We start from the raw sequence: 19,755 nt of genomic DNA, 5'->3' as shown, positions 1-19,755 counted from the left end.
GGTTTCATGTTTTCCCCATTTATCTGGCGCTGCCTTGCGTTTGGCTGCGCCCTGGCGTTCGCCGCCGAGGCTCCTGCGCTGACGCTGGCGCAGGCGCAGCAACGCGCCGTTGAGCGTTCGCGCCAACTGGCGGCGCAAGGCCATGCTGCCGATGCTGCACGCGACATGGCTGTCGCAGCGGCGCAATTGCCCGACCCGGTGCTGAAAGCCGGCGTCGACAACCTTCCCGTCAGCGGTGCGGATCGCTACCGCATCGGCGCGGATTCGATGACCATGCGCCGCATTGGCGTCATGCAGGAGCTGACCAGCAGCGACAAGCGCCGCTGGCGGGCTGCCCGCTTCGAGAGCGAAGCGGCGCGCAGCAAGGCCGCGGCCGAGGCGCTGGCGGCGAACATCCAGCGCGATACCGCGATCGCCTGGCTCGACCGCTACCATCTCGAGCGCATGAAAGCGGAACTGGCCCGGCAAGCCGCCCTGGCGCGCGACGAAATCGCGGCGGCGGAAGCGGCTTATCGTGGCGGCCGCGGCACCCAGTCCGGCCTGCTCGATGCGCGCGCGGCCTTGCTGGTGCTGGAGGATCGTGCAACGGAGCTGGGGCAGCAGGCGCGCAATGCCGCCATCATGCTCGCGCGCTGGACCGGCGAGCCGGTGGACGTGGCGCTCGATGGCAGCGTCGATACCGGCAGCATTGCCCTTGATCCGGCGAACCTGGAAGCGACGCTCGAGCATCACCCGCAGGTGGCGGTGCTGACGCGCCAGGCCGAACTGGCGCAGGCGGAAGCGGGACTGGCGCGCGCCAACCGCAGTGCCGACTGGACCGTTGAAGTGGCGCTGCAGCAGCGCGGGCCCGGCTATCCGGGCATGGTGTCGTTTGGCGTGTCGGTACCGCTGCAGTGGGATCGCGACCAACGCCAGGAGCGCGAGCTGTCGGCCCGGCTGTCGATGGCTGGGCAGGCGCAGGCCGAGCGCGACGAAGCGCTGCGCGAACACGTGGCGGAGATACGCAGCCAGTTGGCCGACTGGCAGACTGGCCGCGAGCGCATCGCGCGCTACGAGAAGGAGGTACTGCCGTTGGCGAGTGCGCGCACGGAGGCGGTCCTTGCCGCCTACCGTGGGGGCAAGGCTGGCCTGGTGGAGGTAATGGCGGCGCGCCGCTCGGAGAGCGAGCAGCGCCTGCAGGCATTGCAGCTCGAACGCGACAATGCGCGCACCTGGGCGCAACTGACGTACATCCAGCCGGCGAAAGGCCACCCATGAAGAAGAACGCAATGATCGCCGCCATTGTGGCGGCAGGCGCGCTGGGCGCCGTGGGTGCCATCGGCGGCTACCAGTTGGGCAAGCGACAGGCGGCGCCGGCACAGGCTCCAGTTGTGGTGGGCCGCAAGCCCTTGTACTGGCACGATCCAATGGTGCCTGGACAGAAATTCGACAAGCCGGGCAAGTCGCCGTATATGGACATGGCCCTGGTGCCGGTTTACGCCGACGAGGGCGGCGACGCCGGCACGGTCAGCATCAGCCCGCGCGTGCAGCAAAACCTTGGCGTACGCACGGCGCTGGTTTCCAGCGCCCCGTTGCCGCTGGCCGTGTCGGCGGTCGGCAACGTGGCTTTTGACGAGCGGGAAGTGGCGGTTGTCCAGTCCCGCTCGAACGGTTTTGTGGAACGCGTGATGGTACGCGCGCCGCTGGAGGCGGTGCGGCGCGGCCAGCCGCTGGCCGAGGTCACCATGCCGGACTGGGTGGCGGCGCAGGAAGAATTCCTGGCCGTGCGCCGCATGCAGGCTGGCGCTGCGCCGGGGCTGCTGGATGCTGCGCGCCAGCGCATGCGCCTGGCGGGCATGAGCGAACAGCAGGTGCAACAGGTGGAGGCGGGCGGCCGCGTGCTGGCGCGCCAGGTGCTGGTCGCGCCGCGTGCCGGCGTGGTGACGGAACTGGCCGCGCGCGAAGGCATGGCCGTCGCCGCCGGGGCGCCGCTATACAGCATCAATGGCCTGGAGACGGTGTGGGTGAATGCGGAGTTGCCGGAAAATGCGGTGGCGCAGGTACCGGTCGGCTCCGATGTCACGGCACGTGCCGCGGCCTTGCCGGACAAGGAGTTGCACGGCAAGGTGGCGGCGATCCTGCCGCAGGTGGATGCGGCGACGCGCACCATTCGCGCACGCATCGAGTTGTCCAATCCGGGCGGGCGGCTGGCGCCGGGCATGTTCGTGACGATGTCGTTTGCGCCGGGCCGGCGGCAGACAGCCTTGCTGGTGCCTTCGGAAGCGGTGATCCGCACCGGTACGCGCAACGTCGTGATGGTGGAAGAGGGGGCTGGCAAGTTCGCCCCGGTGCAGGTGGAGCTGGGCGCCGAGAGCAGCGGGCAAGTGGAAATCCGCGCCGGTTTGCAGGCTGGGCAGAAAGTGGCGGTCTCCGGGCAGTTCCTGGTCGACTCGGAAGCGAGCCTGAAAGGCAGCGGCCAGCGCATGGCCGGCCCGGCGCCGCTGGCGCATCGCGGCGAGGCGACTGTGGAAGCTGTGGATAAGGACGAGATCACCTTGTCGCATGGCCCGATCGCCACGCTCAAGTGGCCCGCCATGACGATGGCCTTCAAGCTGCCGCAAGGCGGCTTGCCGCTGCGTGTCGCGGCGGGCGACCATGTGAGCTTCGAGTTCGTGCAGCAGGCGGACGGCAGCTTCCAGGTTACGTCGATGGCGCCGGCTTCCGCTCCAACGCATCAGCACGGGGAGCAGAAATGATCGCGAAGCTGATCCTGTGGTCGATCCGTAACCGATTCCTCGTGCTGCTGGCGTCCGTGCTGCTGGCAGGATGGGGCGCATGGGCGCTGCAGCGCACGCCGCTCGATGCGATTCCGGACCTGTCGGACGTGCAGGTCATCATTCGCACCAGCTTCCCCGGGCAGGCGCCGCAGATCGTCGAAAACCAGGTCACTTACCCCCTGACCACGCAGATGCTGTCGGTGCCGGGCGCGCGCACGGTGCGCGGCTATTCCTTTTTCGGCGATTCCTTTGTCTACGTGCTGTTCGAGGACGGCACCGACCCCTACTGGGCGCGTTCGCGCGTGCTGGAGTACCTGAACCAGGTGCAGTCACGACTGCCGCCGCAGGCGCGCGCCTCGCTGGGGCCAGATGCGACGGGCGTGGGCTGGGTGTTCGAGTATGCCCTGGTCGACCGCAGCGGCAAGCATGACCTGGCGCAGCTGCGCGCCTTGCAGGACTGGTTCCTCAAGTACGAACTGAAGGCGGTACCGAACGTGGCGGAGGTGGCCAGCCTTGGCGGCATGGTCAAGCAGTACCAGGTGCTGCTTGACCCGGCGCGGCTGCGCGCTTTCAATATCACGCACGGCAAGGCGATCGACGCGATCCGCCGCGCCAACCAGGAGACCGGCGGCTCGGTGCTGGAACTGGCGGAAGCGGAGTATATGGTGCGCGCATCGGGCTACCTGCGCTCGCTGGAAGACTTCCGCCAGATTCCCCTGACGGCCAGCGAGGGCGGCGTGGCGGTGCGCCTGGGCGACGTGGCAACCATCCAGCTCGGCCCGGAAATGCGGCGCGGCATCGCCGACTTGAATGGCGAGGGCGAAGTGGCGGGCGGCGTGATCGTCATGCGTTCCGGTAAAAACGCTTTGCAGACGATTGATGCCGTCAAGGCACGCCTGGCGGCGCTCAAGGCCAGCCTGCCGCCGGGTGTGGAAATCGTGCCGGTGTACGACCGCTCCAACCTGATACGGCGTGCGGTCAGCAACCTCGAGACCAAGCTGGCGGAGGAATTCGTCGTCGTGGCCCTGGTCTGCGCCGTGTTCCTGTTCCACCTGCGCTCCGCACTGGTGGCCATCGTCTCGCTGCCGCTGGGCGTGCTGGCTGCCTACCTGATCATGCATTACCAAGGCGTCAATGCCAACATCATGTCCCTGGGCGGGATCGCGATTGCCATCGGCGCCATGGTCGATGCGGCGGTGGTGATGATCGAGAACGCCCACAAGCATATCGAAGCATGGCGCCATGCCCATCCCGGCAGGTCGCTGGAAGGCGAAGAACACTGGCAGGTGATTGCCGCGGCGGCTGCGGAAGTGGGGCCGGCGCTGTTCTTCTCGCTGCTGATCATCGTGCTGTCCTTCATCCCGGTGTTCACACTGGAAGCGCAGGAAGGGCGCCTGTTCGCCCCGCTCGCCTTCACCAAGACGTATGCGATGGCGGCGGCAGCGGGGCTGGCAGTGACGCTGATTCCGGTCCTCATGGGCTATCTGATTCGGGGCCGAATTCCCGACGAACATGCCAATCCCCTTAATCGCTGGCTGATTGCGGTGTACCGGCCCTTGCTCGAGCGCGTGCTGCAATGGCCGAAGGCCACGCTGGCCGTGGCGGCTGCGGTGGCGGTGCTGTCGCTCTGGCCGCTGGCGCACATGGGCGGCGAATTCATGCCGCCGCTGGACGAAGGCGATTTGCTGTACATGCCTTCGGCCTTGCCGGGCATTGGCGCGGGCAAGGTGCAGCAGCTGCTGCAGCAGACCGACCGGATGATCAAGACAGTGCCGGAAGTACAAAGCGTCTTCGGCAAGGCAGGCCGCGCGGAGTCGGCCACCGACCCGGCGCCGCTGGAAATGTTCGAGACCACCATCCAGTTCAAGCCGCGCGACCAGTGGCGGCCGGGCATGACACCGGACAAGCTGGTGGCGGAGCTGGACCGCATCGTCAAGGTGCCGGGCCTGGCCAACATCTGGGTGCCGCCGATCCGCAACCGGATCGACATGCTCGCGACCGGCATCAAGAGCCCGGTCGGCATCAAGGTGTCGGGCGCCAGCCTGCAGGAGATCGACCGCATCGCCGCCGAGATCGAGCGCGTGGTGCGGCCGGTGGCGGGCGTGTCGTCGGCGCTGGCGGAACGCCTGAACGGAGGGCGCTACATTGATGTGGCAATCGACCGAGCGGCAGCGGGGCGCTACGGCCTGAATATCGATGAAGTGCAAAGCATTATCGCCAGCGCGGTGGGCGGCGACAACGTCGGCGAAACCGTTGAAGGCCTGCAGCGCTTTCCCATCAACGTACGCTACCCGCGCGAACTGCGCGATTCGCTGGAGAGCCTGCGCGCCTTGCCGCTGCTGACGGAGCGTGGCGCACAGCTGCGTCTTGCCGACGTGGCCACGGTGCGCATCAGCGATGGCCCGCCGATGCTGCGCAGCGAAAATGCGCGGCTCTCGGGCTGGGTGTACGTGGACATCCATGGCCGCGACTTGCGCTCTGCCGTGCAGGAAATGCAGCGAGCCGTCGCAGCCGGCGTCAAGCTGCCGCCTGGCTATTCGGTGTCGTGGTCGGGCCAGTTCGAGTACCTGGAGCGCGCAACGGCGCGCCTGCAGGTGGTGGTGCCCGCTACGCTGCTGATTATCTTCGTGCTGCTGTACCTGACGTTCCGCCGCGCCGACGAGGCAGCGCTGATCATGGCCACGCTGCCGTTTGCATTGGCTGGTGGGGTATGGCTCCTGTGGGGGCTCGGCCATAACCTGTCGGTGGCTACCGGCGTTGGTTTTATCGCCCTGGCCGGCGTGGCGGCCGAATTCGGCGTGATCATGCTGCTTTATCTCAAACATGCGTGGGAAGCGCGCGAAGCGGCAGGGCGCCACGGCGAGGCGGAGCTGCTGGACGCCATTCGTGAAGGCGCGGTGTTGCGGGTGCGGCCGAAAGCCATGACGGTGACGGTCATCGTGGCTGGCCTGGTGCCGATCATGGTGGGAGCCGGTACGGGGTCTGAAATCATGCAGCGCATTGCTGCACCGATGGTGGGGGGAATGTTGTCCGCGCCCCTGCTATCGTTATTTGTCGTACCTGCGGCATACTTGCTGCTTCGGCGGCGCAAACAATCTATGGAGAATTAATATGAAAGCAATCCACACCACCCTGCAAGCAGCAATCCTGGCGGCAGCCGTCATGGCCGGCGTGCCAGCGATGGCCGACCATGGCGGACACGCCGACCATGACCAGCAGGCGACAAGCGCCGTGGCCGATACCACCGATGGCGAAATCAAGAAAGTCGACAAGCCATCCGGCAAGCTGACCATCAAGCACGGCGAACTGAAAAACCTCGGCATGGGTGCGATGACGATGGTATTCCGCGTCAAGGACGCCGCCATGCTGGACAAGGTGAAAGCCGGCGACAAGGTGCGCTTCACCGTTGAAAATGCCAATGGCGCCATGACGGTCACCGCCATCGAAGTTGCGAAGTAAAAAAGCATGAACCGATTCGTCAGGACATGGATGCTGTGGCTGCTGATGCTGGCCTTGCCCCTGCAAGCGCTGGCCAGCGTCGTGCAACTGTCTTGCGAAATCGGCGAGCACCAGCCCAGGCAGTCGCTGCGCCATGACGTCAAAGCGGTAAAGAAGGGCGCCAGCGTGCTGCAGGACGTGGGCCATACGGCTTGCGGCGCCTGCGTCACTTGCTGCTGCGCTTCGGCCGCATTGCCGGACCCGAACGTCGCGTCGGCGTCCTGGGACGGCACCGACCCGCACTTTGGCTTGCTGCCGGCTTGCCATGCCAGCCATATCCCCGATGGCCCGGAACGCCCCCCGCGCCACCACGCTTCCTGAGTTTCCAGGATTTTCCACAAGAGGCGCCGCCTTGCGCGGCGGAGGATAGGCTGCACGCCATGGTTGCGTGCGGCGGGCAAAGAAAGAGGACTTTATGAAACAGGCATTCTGGTCACGCCGGCTACACAAGTGGCTTGGCCTGCTGGTCGGCATCCAGGCTTTGTTCTGGATGGCGAGCGGCGTGTATATGGCCGCAATTTCGATCGACATTATCCACGGCGACCACCTGTCGCACGTGGAGCGGCCTGCAGTGGAGGCGAAAGCCGTCGCGCTGCAGCCGTCGCAGCTGGCGGCGCAATTCCCCGGCATGACAGGCTTTCGCCTGAAGCATTTGCTGGAGCGGGAAGTGTATGAGGTGAAGTTCGCCGGCGGCATCGGCCTGGTGGACGCGGCCAGCGGCAAGCAACTGGATCCGCTGGACCAGGCGCAGGCACTGAAACTGGCGCAACAAGCGTACATGGGCGATGGCAGCGTGAGCGGCATTCAATTACTCCGGGAATTGCCGAAAGAGGTCGCTACGCGCCGCGCGCCGTTATGGCGCGTCGACTTTGACGACTCCAATGGCAGCAGCCTTTACGTGTCTCCATCCACAGGGGAAGTGGTGGCGCAGCGTCATTCCCTGTGGCGGGCCTATGATTTCCTGTGGATGCTGCACATCATGGATTACGACAAGCGCAGCAACGTCAACAACACGCTGTTGCGCAGCGTTTCCATTGCCGGCACCCTGTTCGCGTTGAGCGGGATCTGGCTGCTGTGGTTCACCGTGCGCAGGAGGGCCGCGAAATGACGCCGTTACTGCGGAAAATGCATAAATGGGTCGGGCTGGTCGTCGGACTGCAGTTCCTGCTCTGGCTGGTGAGCGGCATGGTCATGAGCCTGCTGGACCAGGACGTGGTCGAAGGCATGGCCCATCGGGCGCCGCTGAAGGCGGCTGCGGAGTGGCCGAGAACCGGCCTGGTGGCGCCGGCCGACGTGCTGGCGGCTTCGCGCAAGCCGGTGGAATCGATCGACAGCCGCTGGCTGCTGCAAGTGCCGGCTTACCTGCTGAAGAACGGCGAGGGTAGCTGGCTGCTGGATGCGCGCAACGGCGCGCCGCTTGCGGTCGGCGCTGACCAGGCGCTGGAAGTGGCGCGTGCCGATTATGTTGGCGAAGGAAAGGCCGGGCAGCCGCAATGGGTGGCGAAACCGACGCTGGAGATTCGCAAGCATCGCGGGGCAAGCTGGCGTGTTGATTTCGATGACGCGGACGCCACGACGATTTACGTGTCCGCCGTCGATGGCCGCATCCTGGAGCGGCGCAACGCCACGTGGCGCCTGTTCGACATCGCATGGATGCTGCACATCATGGACTATGGTGGCCGTGAAGATTTCAACAATTCGCTGCTGCTGATGGCTGCATTGGGCGGCTTGTGGATGGCGCTGAGTGGCATATGGCTGCTGTGCACCAGCCTGCGCCTGCACGATTTCGTCCCGGCACGCCTGCTGCCGGCGCGGCAGGTGACCGTGCTCGATGAGGGCGGAAAGCGCATCGGCATCGTCAAATCCCGCCACGGCGATTCGGTGTTCGATGCGCTGGCGCGCGCGGGGATACGGCTGCCGTCCAACTGCGGCGGCGGCCAAAGCTGCGGGCTGTGCGAGGTGCGCGCCTGCCATAACGCGCCGCCGGCATCGTCGTCCGATGGCGATCACATTCCGGACCAGCGCCTGCGCCGAGGCCACCGGCTGGCCTGCGGCATGGCGGTGACCTCCGATATGGAAATCGCGGTCAGCCATGGTGCGGCACTGATGGTCAGCCGCACGGCAACGGTGGAGCGCGTGCGCGAGATCACGCCGACCCTGCGTGAAGTGGTGCTGCGCCCGGACCAGAAAGCGGGCGCCGATTTCCGCCCCGGCAGCTATGTGCAGCTTCACATTCCCCGTGCGCGCGGGCTGTTCGGGCCCCGCAAGTCCTTGCGCCGGTCTTATTCGCTGTCGCTGCCGGTCGCACAGGCCGGCGGCTGCGTGACGCTGCTGGTGCGGCACGTCGCCGGTGGTATCGGCTCGTCGTACGTGCACGCGCTGAAAGAGGGGGAGCAAGTCGCGTTCAATGGACCGTTTGGCGAATTCGCCTTGCGCCGGGGCCGGAACGAAAAAGTCTTCATCGGCGGCGGGGCCGGCATGGCGCCGTTACGCTCAATGATTCGCGCGCAGCTGGAATCCGGCGCGAAGGAGGCCGTGCGCTTCTGGTATGGGGCGCGTGCTGCGGACGAAGTGCCGTATCGTGAAGAATTTGACGAACTGGCGCTGCGCTACCCGCATTTCAGCTGGCACGTGGTGCTGTCCGACAATGGCCGCAAGGTGCATGAAGTGGTGCGCGACGAGTTTCTTGCGCAGCAGCCGCAGGCCCGCGATTGCGACTTCTATGTTTGCGGGCCGCCCGCGATGCTGCATGCCACGCGCGAAATGCTGAAGGAGCAGGGCGCGCAGCGGGTGTCGTTCGACGACTTCAAGATCTAGCTGTCGTCAAGTGCGGGCGAACTCGATGCGCTGCTTGCGCGGGTTCGGCCGCACGATGTGCTCCAGCGGCAGCACGGTGGACTGCTTGATCTTCTTCAGCGCGATGTTGGATTTGACGTTGACCACGCCGGGCAGCAGCAGGATTTCCTTCATCATCAGGTCGGCGAAGGATGCCAGGTCGTGCGATACGACGCGCGCCACGTAGTCTGCTTCACCGGTCACGGAGAAGCACTCCATCACTTCAGGCACATCGCGGATCGCCTTTTCGAAGGCGTCGCCGCGCTTCTCGCCGTGGCGGTCCAGTGTGATATGGACGAAGGCCATTACGTCCAATCCCACCGTGGTCGGTTCCAGCACGGCTGCATAATGGTCGATGATCCCTGCCTCGCGCAGGCGCTGCACGCGCCGCCCAACCTGCGACACCGATAAATGCAGCACTTCAGCCAGGGCGGCGTTGGTCGCCTCCCCATTGCGCTGAAGCTCGTTCAGCAGGGACAGGTCGTGGCGGTCGACGGTAATCATCATCAGTTCCTTTGTTGGTGCGCAAAATGCGCATATATAGCGTCGTCAAGTGCTCATAATGCGCAAAAATCCAGAAGCAGTGCGTAGTATATCCGTTATCTACACACCTTTCCGGAGACAGCAAATGACCGACTCACTGTGGGACAACCCGATGGGCACCGACGGCTTCGAATTCATCGAATACGCGGCGCCGGACCCAGTCGCAATGGGCAAGACTTTCGAAGCCATGGGCTTTACCGCGGTGGCGCGCCATCGCAGCAAGGATGTGACCCTGTACCGCCAGGGCGAAGTCAACTTCCTGCTGAACGCTGAAAAGGATTCCTTCGCACAGCGCTTCGCCGAACTGCACGGCCCATCGGTCTGCGCCATCGGCTTCCGCGTGAAAGATGCCGCCTATGCCTACAAGCGCGCGCTGCGACTTGGCGCCTGGGGCTTTGAGAGCAAGGCCGGCCCGATGGAACTGAACCTGCCGGCCATCAAAGGCATCGGCGATTCGCTGATCTACCTGGTGGACCGCTGGCCGGGCAACGGCAATATCAGCATTTACGACGTCGATTTCGAGCCGATTCCGGGTGTCGACCAGAACCCGAAAGGCCATGGCCTGACCTACATCGACCACCTGACCCACAACGTGCACCGAGGCCGCATGGGCGAATGGGCCGAGTTCTACGAGCGCCTGTTCAACTTCCGCGAAGTGCGCTATTTCGATATCGAAGGCCAGGTCACCGGCGTGAAGTCGAAGGCCATGACTAGCCCTTGCGGCAAGCTGCGCATCCCGATCAACGAGGAAGGCACCGACCGCCCCGGCCAGATCCAGGAATACCTCGATGCGTATCGCGGCGAAGGCATCCAGCACATTGCCATGGGCAGCGACAACCTGTACGCGACCGTGGACAGCCTGCGCGGCGCCGGTGTGAAGCTGCTCGACACCATCGACACTTACTACGAACTGGTCGACCGGCGCATCCCCGGCCATGGCGAGCAGCTGCAGGCCCTGCGCGAGCGCAAGATCCTGATTGACGGCAAGCCAGGCGACCTGCTGCTGCAGATCTTCTCCGAAAACCAGCTTGGCCCGGTGTTCTTCGAGTTCATCCAGCGCAAGGGCAACCAGGGCTTCGGCGAAGGCAACTTCAAAGCCCTGTTCGAGTCGATTGAGCTGGACCAGATGCGCCGCGGCGTGCTGACCGCGTAATCAATGCGCCATCAATACTGGCAGCGTCGCCGTTGCCAGTATGGTGCGCGTGGCGCCGCCCAGCATCATTTCACGGAAGCGGCTATGGCCGTAGGCGCCCATCACCAGCAGGTCGACATTGAAGTCGGCTGCCAGCGACAGGATGGCCTTGCCGGGATCGGCCGGCTCTGGCCTGCGCAGGACTTCCACATTCACGCCGTGCCGCGCCAGGTAGAGGGCGATATCGGCTCCCGGCGATTCGCCCAGGGTATCGGCGCTGTTGCCCAGCACTGCCAGCGTGACCTGTTCCGCACCGCGCAACAGGGGCAGGGCGGCGGTGACGGCCTTTGCCGCCTCCACGCTGCCGTTCCAGGCCACCATCACGCGCTTGCCGATGGTCGGGAAGCGTCCCGTACGCGGCACCAGCAGTACCGGGCGGCCGCAATTCAATAGCACGTAATCCGGCAGGTCCGGCAGCAGGCTATCCTGATTGTCGTCGGCGGCTGCAGCCTGTCCCAGTACCACGAGGTCGGCGTAGCGCGCTTGCATGCACAGGCCGGCATATTCGTCGTCGTTGCTGCTGCGCGCTTCGAAAGACTGGACGCCAAGGCGATCGGCCTGGGACTTGAATTGCTCCAGCGCCAGTTGCACGCGCTCCTCGGCACGGCGCAGGTAGTCGGCGAGGAATACGCCGCTGCCTTCGTAACTGCGGCCTGCCAACATCGAGCGTGGCATGCCGGTCATCGCGGCGCCGACCAGGTGGGCTTCTTCACGCGCGGCGATGGCTGCCGCCAGCGCGATGCGGGCTTCGGCGTTCGCCGCCCGGTCGGCATGGACTACGATGGTGCGGTAAGACATGATGTCCTCCTGTGTTGATGTTGGTACAAGTGTGCGCCCGATTGCCGCGCATGATCCATGACTTGGGTCAAGCTCGTCTGATATCATGTCTTTATGTTACGTTCTTGTCTTGCGCCCTCCTGCCTGTTGCTTGCCTTGAGCCCTGCAGCAGTTGCCGGCCAGGGGGAGGTGGTGTTTGTCGCCGCGACCAACCACAATATGCCCTTGTCCCGTTTCCAGGACGGGGAAATGGTCGATGGCTTGCTGAAGGACCTTGGCGACGGCATTGCGCATCGAATGGGGCGGCAGGCGCGTTACGTCAGCGTTCCCGCCAAGCGGGTTGCCGAATACCTCGCCAGCGGACGGGCCGATGGCGTCTGCTACGTGCTGCCGCGCTGGTTGCCCGGCACGTTCAACTGGAGCCAGCCGCTGATGCCCGATGCGGGCGTGCTGGTGTCACGGCCGGAAGCGCCTGCGGTACGGGCACTATCCGACCTGGCCAACAAGCCGGTCGGCACGGTGCTGGGGTATTCCTATTCGATGATCGATGCCGCGCTGGGACGTGCGTTCGTGCGCGAGGATGCGCCTTCGATGGAGCTGAATATCTCGAAGATCCAGCATGGCCGCATGCAATACGCCATCATGGGCCGCATGACCGCGGAATACCTGATGCGCGCAGAGCCGCAGCACAAGCTGCGGATCGACTTCGAGTTTGATCCCTTCAAGGCGCAATGTGCGTTCTCGAAAAAGTCTGCAATCCCGTTCGACGATGTCCAGCGCGCCATCGGCGGCCTGGTCTCCGATGGCAGCATCGACCGGCTGCTGCGCCGCTATCGCTAACTACACTTGAAAACCATGTCATTGCCCATTCTCAAAACACTGTTCGACTACAAGGCCTGGGCCAATATCGAACTGTTCGACGTGCTGGCGAGCGTTACTTCGGAAGCAGACCTGCACACCGCCATCCGTACCCTGAATCACATCTACGTCGTCGACCGCATCTTCCGCGCGCACCTGCTCGGGGAGGCGCATGGCTACGAGGCCACCAACACCAAGGCCACGCCGGCTTTGGCGGAGCTGCGCGCCGCGGTCATCGAAACGGACGGCTGGTACCAGCAGTACGTCGCCAGCCTGGATGAAGCTGCGCTGTCCGCAAGGCTTCAGTTCAGGTTCACCGACGGCGACACCGGCCAGATGTCTCGCGAAGAAATGCTGATGCACGTGATTACCCATGGCGGTTATCACCGCGGCAACGTGGGGCAGGTGCTCAAGAATATCTCGGTGGCGCCGCCGCGCGATATCCTGACGAAATTCCTGCACGTCAGCGAACCGGGGCGCCGCTTGCTATAATCTGGCCAAATGAATATCCGGCGCTTCCTCGTTATCCTGCTGTTACTAGTGCTGCCGCTCCAGGCGACCCTGGCGGCGACGGATAGCTGCTGCCTGAAAATCAATGTGTCGCAGCTCGACGAGCATGTGGCTGCGGCGACTGATTCGCCAGGCTCGGATAGTGCCTGTTGCACGCAGTGCGACTTCTGCCATCACTCGCATGCGCCGTTTGTCGCCAACCTGGTTGACGGGCGCCAGCAAGTCGATTCGATCGCTCCGGTGCCTTCGCCGGAGCCGCCTTTCCATTCCTTCATCCCGGATATTCCTCCGCGTCCCGACAGGCTCCGCTGATTGATCCGGCTGCCGCATGCAGCCGTTCCCCATCAATCATCAAGGAGCAACATCGTGAAAGCCATTTACGTGCCCTTGCTGGCGGCCATTTGCCTGGCCCCCGCGTGGGCGCAACCATCATTGACGCTTGCCGAAGCGCTGGAACGTGCGCGGCAAGGCAATCCCGAGCTGCGGGCGCTGGCGCTGGAAGTCGCAGCCGTCGACGCGGCCGGACGGCAGGCAGCTTTGCTGCCCAATCCTTCGCTGGACTACCTGCGCGAAGGGAAAACCAGCGAGGGCGGTTCTTCGACCGTCCAGCTATCAATCCCGCTTGAACTGGGCGGCAAGCGCGCCGCGCGCATGGAGGCGGCGCAGGCTGGCAGCCGTACGGCGGCACTGGATCTGGCCGTCGGCCGGGCGCGAATCGAGGCGGAAGTGGTCGCCGCCTACCAGCAAACATGGCTCGCGCAGCAGCATGTTGCGTTGGCTATGCAGGTCAGCGAAAGCGGGCGCCGCTCCAGCGAAGCCGCCGCGCGCCGCGTATTGGCGGGCAAGGTGTCGCCGGTGGAAGAGGCTCGAGCCCGCGTGGCGGAAGCCAACTGGCGCATCGAGGGCGTGACAGCGCAGCGCGAACTGGACGAGGCGCGTATCAGGCTGGCCAGCCTGCTCGGCAACACCGGTAGCGAAATCGGGGTGCTGGCGGCGCCTGCCTCGCCAGCCGAAGCCGGCCTCCCCGCCGGACAGCTGGAAGACCTGATTGATTCCGCGCCAGCCATCGAGCGGGCCATTGCCGAAGTCGAGGCGGGCAAGGCGTCCCTGCGTATGGAGCGCGCCGCACGCATGCCGGACGTTTCGCTGATCGTCGGCAGCAAGCGCAGCGAAGGTCCGGAGCGCGACCGCGTCCGCCAGAACATCATCGGACTGTCCGTCCCACTGCCGCTGTTTAATCGCAACCAGGGCGCGATCCTGGCAGCGCAACGCCGTGCCGACAAGGCCGGCGCGGAGCTGGAAGCGACTCGCCAGCGTATTCGCACAGAGGCCATGCAGGCCCATGCTCGCATGCAGGCGGCCGTGCAGCAGGAACGCCTGGTGCGCGAAGACGTGCTGCCCGGCGCCCAATATGCTGCCGATGCGGCGATGAAAGGCTTCGAAGCCGGCAAATTCAATTACGTCGAAGTGCTCGATGCCCAGCGCACCTGGGTGCAGGCGCAGGGCCAGCACCTGCGGGCCATTTCGGACTTCTATCGCGCCCGGGCCGACCTGGCCAAGCTGGTTGGCAACCTGGACATCAAGGATTCAAAATGAACAAGCGTCAAAAAATCACCATTGCGGCCATGGTGGCCGTTGCCGCCCTGTTTGCGGGCGCAGTTCTGGGCTGGGAGCGCATCGCGCCGGCCGCGAAAGCCGGTGCCGAGGCGAGCGAACACCACGAGGAACATCCTGCCGGCACGCAGTCAATCCCGTTCACCGACGCGCAGGTTGCGGCGGCCGATATCCAAGTGCGTACGGCCGGCGCGGCGCGCCTGGAAACCTTCGTCCGCCTGCCGGGCGAAGTCAAACTGAACGAGGATCGCACTGCGCACGTCACGCCGCGCGTGGACGGCATTGTGCAGGAAGTGCAGGCCAATCTCGGCCAGCAGGTACGCAGGGGCGAGCTACTGGCGGTGCTGGCCAGCGCCGACGTATCCGAGCAGCGCAGCAGCCTGGCCGCCGCCGAAAAGCGTGCAGTGCTGGCCCACTCGGTCTACGAGGCCGAAAAGAAGCTGTGGGAAGACAAGGTCTCGGCACGCCAGGACTACCTGAAGGCGGAGCAGGAGTGGCATGAAGCCAGCATCGCCGTGCAGAACGCGCGCCAGAAGCTGGTGGCCATCGGCGCGGGCGGTTCCGGCAAGGGGCCATACAACCGCCTTGAAATCCGGGCGCCGTTCGATGGCCTGATCGTCGACAAGCACATCGCAGTTGGCGAGGCGGTCGGCGCGGAAACCAAGGTATTCACGGTTTCCGACTTGCGCCGGGTATGGGCGGAGGTCGTGGTGCCTGCGAAGGACCTCGAGATCGTCAAGGTCGGCACGGAAGCCGTGTTGCACTCGGCCGCCTCGAATGCCGCGGTCAAGGGCAGGGTGAGTTTTGTCAGCGCCCTGATCGGCGAACAGACCCGCGCCGCCCGCGCCCGCGTTGTGCTGGACAATCCAGAGTTGGCATGGCGGCCCGGCCTGTTCGTGGATGTCGACGTGATCACCGGTTCAGCCGAAGTGCCGGTCGCGGTGGAAAAGGAAGCGCTGCAAGTGCTGAACGGCACGCAGGTCGTCTTCCAGCGCGATGGCCAGGCGTTCACGCCGGTGCCGGTCACGGTCGGCCGTTCCGACGGCAAGCTGGTGGAGATCACTGCCGGCCTGCGCAAGGCTGCGCAGTATGCCGCCGCCCACAGTTTCACCATCAAGGCGGAGCAGGGCAAGGGCGCTGCCGAGCATGAAGACTAAGGAGCCGCCATGTTAAGCCGAATTATCCAGGCCTGCATCGGCCACCGATGGATGGTCATGTTCGCCGTACTGGCGATGGCCGTGCTGGGCGCGGTCAATTACAAGAAGCTGCCGATCGACGCCGTGCCGGACATCACCAACGTCCAGGTGCAGATCAATACCGCCGCCGCCGGCTACTCGCCGCTGGAAGTGGAACAGCGCATCACCTTCCCGATCGAATCGCTGATGGCCGGCCTGCCGCGCCTTGAGCAGACCAGGTCCTTGTCGCGTTATGGCCTGTCGCAGATCACGGTGGTATTCAAGGATGGCACGGACATCCACTTTGCCCGCCAGTTGATCAGCCAGCGCATCCAGGATGCGCGTTCCCAGCTTCCGGCCGGACTGACGCCGACCATGAGCCCCATCGCCACCGGCCTGTCTGAAATCTACCTGTGGACGGTGGATGCGGCGCCGAATGCACGCAAGCCGGACGGCACGCCCTACACGCCGACCGACCTGCGCGAAATCCAGGACTGGATCATCAAGCCCCAACTGCGCAACGTGCCCGGTGTCACCGAGATCAATTCGATCGGCGGCTACGACAAGGAATACCTGGTCGCGCCAACGCCGGCCAAGCTGGCGTCGTATGGCCTGAACCTGTCGGACGTGGTGACGGCGCTGGAGCGCAACAACGGCAATGTCGGTGCAGGCTATATCGAGAAGGAAGGCGAGCAATACCTGCTGCGCGCACCAGGCCAGCTCAAGTCCGTGGCCGACATCGGCAATATCGTGGTCTCCACCATCGACGGCGTGGCCGTGCGCATCGCCGACGTCGCAACCGTGGGCGTCGGCGCTGAACTGCGCACCGGGGCCGCCACCCGCAACGGGCGCGAGGTGGTGCTGGGCACCGTGTTCATGCTGATCGGCGAGAACAGCCGTGCGGTGGCGCTGGCGGTCGACAAGAAGATGGTCGAGATCAACCGCAGCCTGCCGGCCGGAGTATCGGCGACGCCGGTATATAACCGCACGGTGCTGGTGGAAAAGGCGATCGATACCGTCAAGCGAAACCTGTTGGAAGGCGCGGTGCTGGTGATCGGCGTGCTGTTCCTCTTCCTCGGCAATATGCGAGCGGCGCTGATTACGGCGATGGTGATTCCGCTGTCAATGCTGTTTACCTTCACCGGCATGGTGGCCAATAACGTTAGCGCCAACCTGCTAAGCCTCGGCGCGCTCGACTTCGGCATCATCGTCGATGGCGCCGTGGTGATCGTGGAGAACTGCGTGCGACGCCTGGCGCACGCGCAACAGCATGCCGGACGGCCGCTGACGCGCGAAGAACGCTTTGCGGAAGTCTTCGCCGCCGCACACGAGGCGCGCAGGCCGCTGCTGTTCGGGCAGTTGATCATCATGATCGTGTACCTGCCGATCTTCGTGCTGTCCGGGATTGAAGGCAAGATGTTCCACCCGATGGCCTTCACCGTCGTGACGGCCTTGCTTGGCGCCATGCTGCTGTCGATTACCTTCGTGCCGGCCGCCGTGGCGCTGTTCATGAACAAATCGGTGCGCGAGGAAGAAGGTCGCCTGATGCTGGCAGCCAAACGCCGTTACGGCGAGCTGCTGGACTATGTCATGGCCAACCGCCCGGTAGTGTTTACCGCGGCGGGGCTGGTGCTGGCCCTGTCCACGTTGCTGGCGACGCGCCTTGGCACCGAGTTTGTGCCGAACCTGAACGAAGGCGACTTCGCTGTGCTGACCGTGCGCATTCCCGGTACCGGATTGGGTCAATCGGTCCAGATGCAGCAACAGATCGAGAAGACGCTGGTGGCAAAATTCCCCGAAATTGCCAACGTCTTCGCCCGCACCGGCACGGCGGAAATCGCGTCGGACCCGATGCCGCCAAGTATTTCGGACGGATACATCATGCTCAAGCCGGAAAAGGAATGGCCAAAGCCGAAGCGCAGCCGCGAGGAACTGCTGGCCGCCATCCGGGAAACGCTGGAGCAATTGCCCGGCAATAGCTACGAATTCAGCCAGCCGATCCAGCTCCGCGTGAATGAGCTGATTTCCGGCGTTCGCAGCGATGTTGCGGTGAAGGTGTTTGGCGACGACCTCGATGTGCTGAATGCGAAGGCTGCCGAAATCGGCGCCATCCTTGGCAGGATTCCGGGCGCCTCCGGAGTCAAGGTCGAACAAACCACCGGCCTGCCCATGCTGCAGATACAGGTCGACCGGGAACGGGCCGCGCGCCTTGGCCTGAATATCGCCGAAGTGCAGGAGCTGATCGCCACTGCGACCGCAGGCCGCGAGGCGGGCGCCATGTTCGAGGGAGACCGCCGCTTCGACATCGTGGTGCGTTTGCCGGAAGCGCTGCGCTCGGACATCGAACTGCTGAAGCGCCTGCCGGTGCCGCTGCCGAAGAAGGAGGGCGCACGTCCGGCCTACGTCACCCTGGCCGAGATTGCGACCTTCGACACGGCGCCCGGCCCGAACCAGCTAAGCCGCGAACAGGGCAAGCGCCGCGTGGTGGTGACCGTCAATATGCAGGACCGCGACATCGGCTCCTTCGTCGAAGAAGCGCAGCAAGCGATCCTGAAAGGCGTGCAGCTGCCGGCCGGCTACTGGCTGGCTTGGGGCGGGCAGTTCGAAAACCTGCAGAATGCTGCGCAACGCCTGAAGGTGGTGGTGCCGGCATCGCTTGCGCTGGTGTTCGCGCTGCTGTTCCTGATGTTTAACAACGCCCGCGATGGCGCGCTGGTGTTTACCGGCATTCCATTTGCGCTGACCGGCGGCATCTTCGCGCTCTGGATGCGGGGAATTCCGATGTCGATATCGGCAGCAGTCGGCTTCATTGCGCTGTCCGGCGTCGCTGTGCTGAACGGCCTGGTGATGATCTCCTTCATCCGCAGCCTGCGTGAGCAGGGGCAGCCGCTGGCCGACGCCGTGCGCAACGGCGCGCTGGTGCGTTTGCGGCCAGTGCTGATGACGGCTCTGGTGGCATCGCTTGGCTTTGTGCCGATGGCGATTGCGACCGGCACCGGTGCGGAAGTCCAGCGCCCCTTGGCTACCGTGGTGATCGGCGGCGTGCTGTCCTCCACCGCGCTGACGCTGCTGCTGTTGCCCTTGCTGTACCGCCTGGCCTACAGCCGCAAGGAAGAGGTCAGCCCGCTTGCCCCAGGTGCTCTCGCAGGAACTCAATAAAGCGCGCCGTCTTGGCCGGAACCAGGCGTGTTTCGGTCAAGGCATACACCGGTGTTGGCTTGCCATGCCATTGCGGCAGGATGCGTTGCAAGCGGCCTGCCGCAAGATCGTCTGCTACGACTTCTTCCGGCAACAGGATGACGCCCATGTCGAGCGCAGCAAGGCGCCGGAACATGCCCACGTTGTTGACTGCAAAGCGGCCGCTCACCGCAACTGGCTCGCTGTGCCCATCGCGTAGCAGGGTCCAGGTGGTGGATTTCGCCAAGCCGAGACAGGCATGCCGTTCCAGGTCCGCAGGTTCGTGCGGCTCGCCGTGCTGCGCAAGGTAGCCCGGCGAGGCATACAGCTTGGGCGTGAGCAGCGCCAACTGGCGCGCAATCAGCTGCGAATCCACCAGCTCACCCATGCGTATCGCCACATCAAATGGTTCGCTGACCAGGTCCACCAGGCGGGGCGTCAGGTCCAGCTCAAAAGTGATGCCGGGATAGCGTTGCGCGAATTCAGCGATCAAGGGCGCAAGGTAGGTCTGTGCGAAATCGACCGGCAGCGAAGCCCGCAGCACGCCTGTCGGCTGCGCCAGCATGCCGCCCAGTTGTTCATGCGCCAGCCGCGCTTCATCGATGATGCGCTTGCAGCGCTCGAAATAGACCTGGCCCGCCTCCGTCAGCTCGATCTTGCGGGTCGTGCGATGCAGAAGCCGCAGGCCGATGGCTTTTTCCAGCGCCGCGATCCGGCGCGAAATCGTTGAATTCGGAATCCCCAGCACGTCCCCGGCACCGCGAAAACCCTTGGCCTTCACCACCTCCACGAACAAGGCCATGTCGTTCAGATACTCCAC

At 64.8% G+C, this 19,755-nt stretch carries 17 protein-coding genes; 14 read left to right on the top strand and 3 right to left on the bottom strand.

From position 1 onward, the window contains the following. Positions 1-6: 6 nt before the first annotated feature. The 7 genes from ACN9MU_RS20675 (at position 7) to ACN9MU_RS20645 (ending at position 9,071) form a co-directional block, all read left to right on the top strand. Complete coding sequence (locus tag ACN9MU_RS20675; RefSeq protein ID WP_426343391.1) at positions 7-1,257, top strand: TolC family protein; 1,251 nt, start codon at positions 7-9, stop codon at positions 1,255-1,257. Continuing rightward, positions 1,254-2,735 (top strand): efflux RND transporter periplasmic adaptor subunit, encoded by a 1,482-nt coding sequence (locus tag ACN9MU_RS20670; protein WP_426318441.1) that lies wholly within the window; start codon positions 1,254-1,256, stop codon positions 2,733-2,735. Before ACN9MU_RS20675 ends, ACN9MU_RS20670 begins: the two co-directional genes overlap by 4 nt. After that, positions 2,732-5,866 (top strand): efflux RND transporter permease subunit, encoded by a 3,135-nt coding sequence (locus tag ACN9MU_RS20665; protein ID WP_426343390.1) that lies wholly within the window; start codon positions 2,732-2,734, stop codon positions 5,864-5,866. Before ACN9MU_RS20670 ends, ACN9MU_RS20665 begins: the two co-directional genes overlap by 4 nt. A gap of 1 nt (position 5,867) precedes the next feature. Beyond that, a complete protein-coding gene (locus ACN9MU_RS20660) occupies positions 5,868-6,215 on the top strand; it encodes a copper-binding protein (RefSeq protein WP_426162295.1) in 348 nt (115 codons plus the stop codon). 6 nt (positions 6,216-6,221) lie between these two features. Continuing rightward, positions 6,222-6,575, top strand: a complete 354-nt coding sequence (locus ACN9MU_RS20655) for a hypothetical protein (RefSeq protein ID WP_426162294.1) — start codon at positions 6,222-6,224, stop codon at positions 6,573-6,575. A 94-nt stretch (positions 6,576-6,669) separates the two neighbouring features. Beyond that, positions 6,670-7,362: a PepSY domain-containing protein gene (locus ACN9MU_RS20650; RefSeq protein ID WP_426318439.1), complete on the top strand. Its 693-nt coding sequence runs from the start codon at positions 6,670-6,672 to the stop codon at positions 7,360-7,362. Further along, positions 7,359-9,071: an FAD-binding oxidoreductase gene (locus tag ACN9MU_RS20645; RefSeq protein ID WP_426318438.1), complete on the top strand. Its 1,713-nt coding sequence runs from the start codon at positions 7,359-7,361 to the stop codon at positions 9,069-9,071. Before ACN9MU_RS20650 ends, ACN9MU_RS20645 begins: the two co-directional genes overlap by 4 nt. Positions 9,072-9,077: 6 nt before the next feature. Here ACN9MU_RS20645 and ACN9MU_RS20640 read toward each other — a convergent pair whose 3' ends face one another. Further along, entirely contained in the window at positions 9,078-9,596 is a 519-nt protein-coding gene (locus ACN9MU_RS20640; RefSeq protein ID WP_426318437.1) for an Lrp/AsnC family transcriptional regulator, read from the bottom strand. Positions 9,597-9,717: 121 nt separating this feature from the next. Here ACN9MU_RS20640 and hppD point away from each other — a divergent pair, with 121 nt between their 5' ends. Further along, complete coding sequence (gene hppD / locus ACN9MU_RS20635; protein WP_426318436.1) at positions 9,718-10,785, top strand: 4-hydroxyphenylpyruvate dioxygenase; 1,068 nt, start codon at positions 9,718-9,720, stop codon at positions 10,783-10,785. Here the strand turns inward: hppD and ACN9MU_RS20630 are convergent, their stop codons facing one another. Next, a complete protein-coding gene (locus ACN9MU_RS20630) occupies positions 10,786-11,622 on the bottom strand; it encodes a universal stress protein (protein WP_426318435.1) in 837 nt (278 codons plus the stop codon). A gap of 135 nt (positions 11,623-11,757) precedes the next feature. Between ACN9MU_RS20630 and ACN9MU_RS20625 the strand changes: the two genes are divergently transcribed. From ACN9MU_RS20625 to ACN9MU_RS20600, 6 genes are read left to right on the top strand one after another with little or no spacing between them, the layout of a single operon-like run. Next, complete coding sequence (locus ACN9MU_RS20625; RefSeq protein ID WP_426162288.1) at positions 11,758-12,441, top strand: substrate-binding periplasmic protein; 684 nt, start codon at positions 11,758-11,760, stop codon at positions 12,439-12,441. Between the two features lie 15 nt (positions 12,442-12,456). Further along, positions 12,457-12,951 (top strand): DinB family protein, encoded by a 495-nt coding sequence (locus ACN9MU_RS20620; protein WP_426343389.1) that lies wholly within the window; start codon positions 12,457-12,459, stop codon positions 12,949-12,951. A gap of 9 nt (positions 12,952-12,960) precedes the next feature. After that, positions 12,961-13,281 carry a hypothetical protein gene (locus ACN9MU_RS20615; protein WP_426343388.1) on the top strand — a complete coding sequence of 107 codons (321 nt, stop codon included), beginning with the start codon at positions 12,961-12,963 and terminating at the stop codon, positions 13,279-13,281. Between the two features lie 54 nt (positions 13,282-13,335). Beyond that, positions 13,336-14,565 (top strand): TolC family protein, encoded by a 1,230-nt coding sequence (locus ACN9MU_RS20610; protein WP_426343387.1) that lies wholly within the window; start codon positions 13,336-13,338, stop codon positions 14,563-14,565. Beyond that, on the top strand, positions 14,562-15,740 hold the full coding sequence (locus tag ACN9MU_RS20605; protein WP_426162284.1) for an efflux RND transporter periplasmic adaptor subunit: 1,179 nt from the start codon (positions 14,562-14,564) through the stop codon (positions 15,738-15,740). Before ACN9MU_RS20610 ends, ACN9MU_RS20605 begins: the two co-directional genes overlap by 4 nt. A gap of 9 nt (positions 15,741-15,749) precedes the next feature. Continuing rightward, the gene (locus tag ACN9MU_RS20600; protein ID WP_426162283.1) at positions 15,750-18,917 is read left to right on the top strand and encodes an efflux RND transporter permease subunit; all 3,168 of its coding nucleotides are present in this window, start codon (positions 15,750-15,752) and stop codon (positions 18,915-18,917) included. On the opposite strand, the gene ACN9MU_RS20595 is transcribed toward ACN9MU_RS20600, so the two are convergent. Further along, positions 18,877-19,755 (bottom strand): LysR substrate-binding domain-containing protein, encoded by an 879-nt coding sequence (locus ACN9MU_RS20595; RefSeq protein WP_426162282.1) that lies wholly within the window; start codon positions 19,753-19,755, stop codon positions 18,877-18,879. The genes ACN9MU_RS20600 and ACN9MU_RS20595 overlap by 41 nt on opposite strands.

This window comes from Pseudoduganella sp. R-32, assembly GCF_049913245.1.
Classification (GTDB): domain Bacteria; phylum Pseudomonadota; class Gammaproteobacteria; order Burkholderiales; family Burkholderiaceae_D; genus Rugamonas.
The sequence above is the reverse complement of the archived record's forward strand: the minus strand, read 5'-3'. Positions and strand labels throughout refer to the sequence as shown.

Bases quoted from the DNA above. Each gene is read 5' to 3' on its own strand.
- ACN9MU_RS20600 (WP_426162283.1), top strand. From the start codon at position 15,750: ATGTTAAGCCGAATTATCCAGGCCTGCATCGGCCACCGATGGATGGTC.
- ACN9MU_RS20620 (WP_426343389.1), top strand. From the start codon at position 12,457: ATGTCATTGCCCATTCTCAAAACACTGTTCGACTACAAGGCCTGGGCC.
- ACN9MU_RS20650 (WP_426318439.1), top strand. From the start codon at position 6,670: ATGAAACAGGCATTCTGGTCACGCCGGCTACACAAGTGGCTTGGCCTG.
- ACN9MU_RS20665 (WP_426343390.1), top strand. From the start codon at position 2,732: ATGATCGCGAAGCTGATCCTGTGGTCGATCCGTAACCGATTCCTCGTG.
- ACN9MU_RS20615 (WP_426343388.1), top strand. From the start codon at position 12,961: ATGAATATCCGGCGCTTCCTCGTTATCCTGCTGTTACTAGTGCTGCCG.
- ACN9MU_RS20670 (WP_426318441.1), top strand. From the start codon at position 1,254: ATGAAGAAGAACGCAATGATCGCCGCCATTGTGGCGGCAGGCGCGCTG.
- hppD (WP_426318436.1), top strand. From the start codon at position 9,718: ATGACCGACTCACTGTGGGACAACCCGATGGGCACCGACGGCTTCGAA.
- ACN9MU_RS20605 (WP_426162284.1), top strand. From the start codon at position 14,562: ATGAACAAGCGTCAAAAAATCACCATTGCGGCCATGGTGGCCGTTGCC.
- ACN9MU_RS20655 (WP_426162294.1), top strand. From the start codon at position 6,222: ATGAACCGATTCGTCAGGACATGGATGCTGTGGCTGCTGATGCTGGCC.
- ACN9MU_RS20630 (WP_426318435.1), bottom strand. From the start codon at position 11,622: ATGTCTTACCGCACCATCGTAGTCCATGCCGACCGGGCGGCGAACGCC.
- ACN9MU_RS20675 (WP_426343391.1), top strand. From the start codon at position 7: ATGTTTTCCCCATTTATCTGGCGCTGCCTTGCGTTTGGCTGCGCCCTG.
- ACN9MU_RS20660 (WP_426162295.1), top strand. From the start codon at position 5,868: ATGAAAGCAATCCACACCACCCTGCAAGCAGCAATCCTGGCGGCAGCC.
- ACN9MU_RS20645 (WP_426318438.1), top strand. From the start codon at position 7,359: ATGACGCCGTTACTGCGGAAAATGCATAAATGGGTCGGGCTGGTCGTC.
- ACN9MU_RS20640 (WP_426318437.1), bottom strand. From the start codon at position 9,596: ATGATGATTACCGTCGACCGCCACGACCTGTCCCTGCTGAACGAGCTT.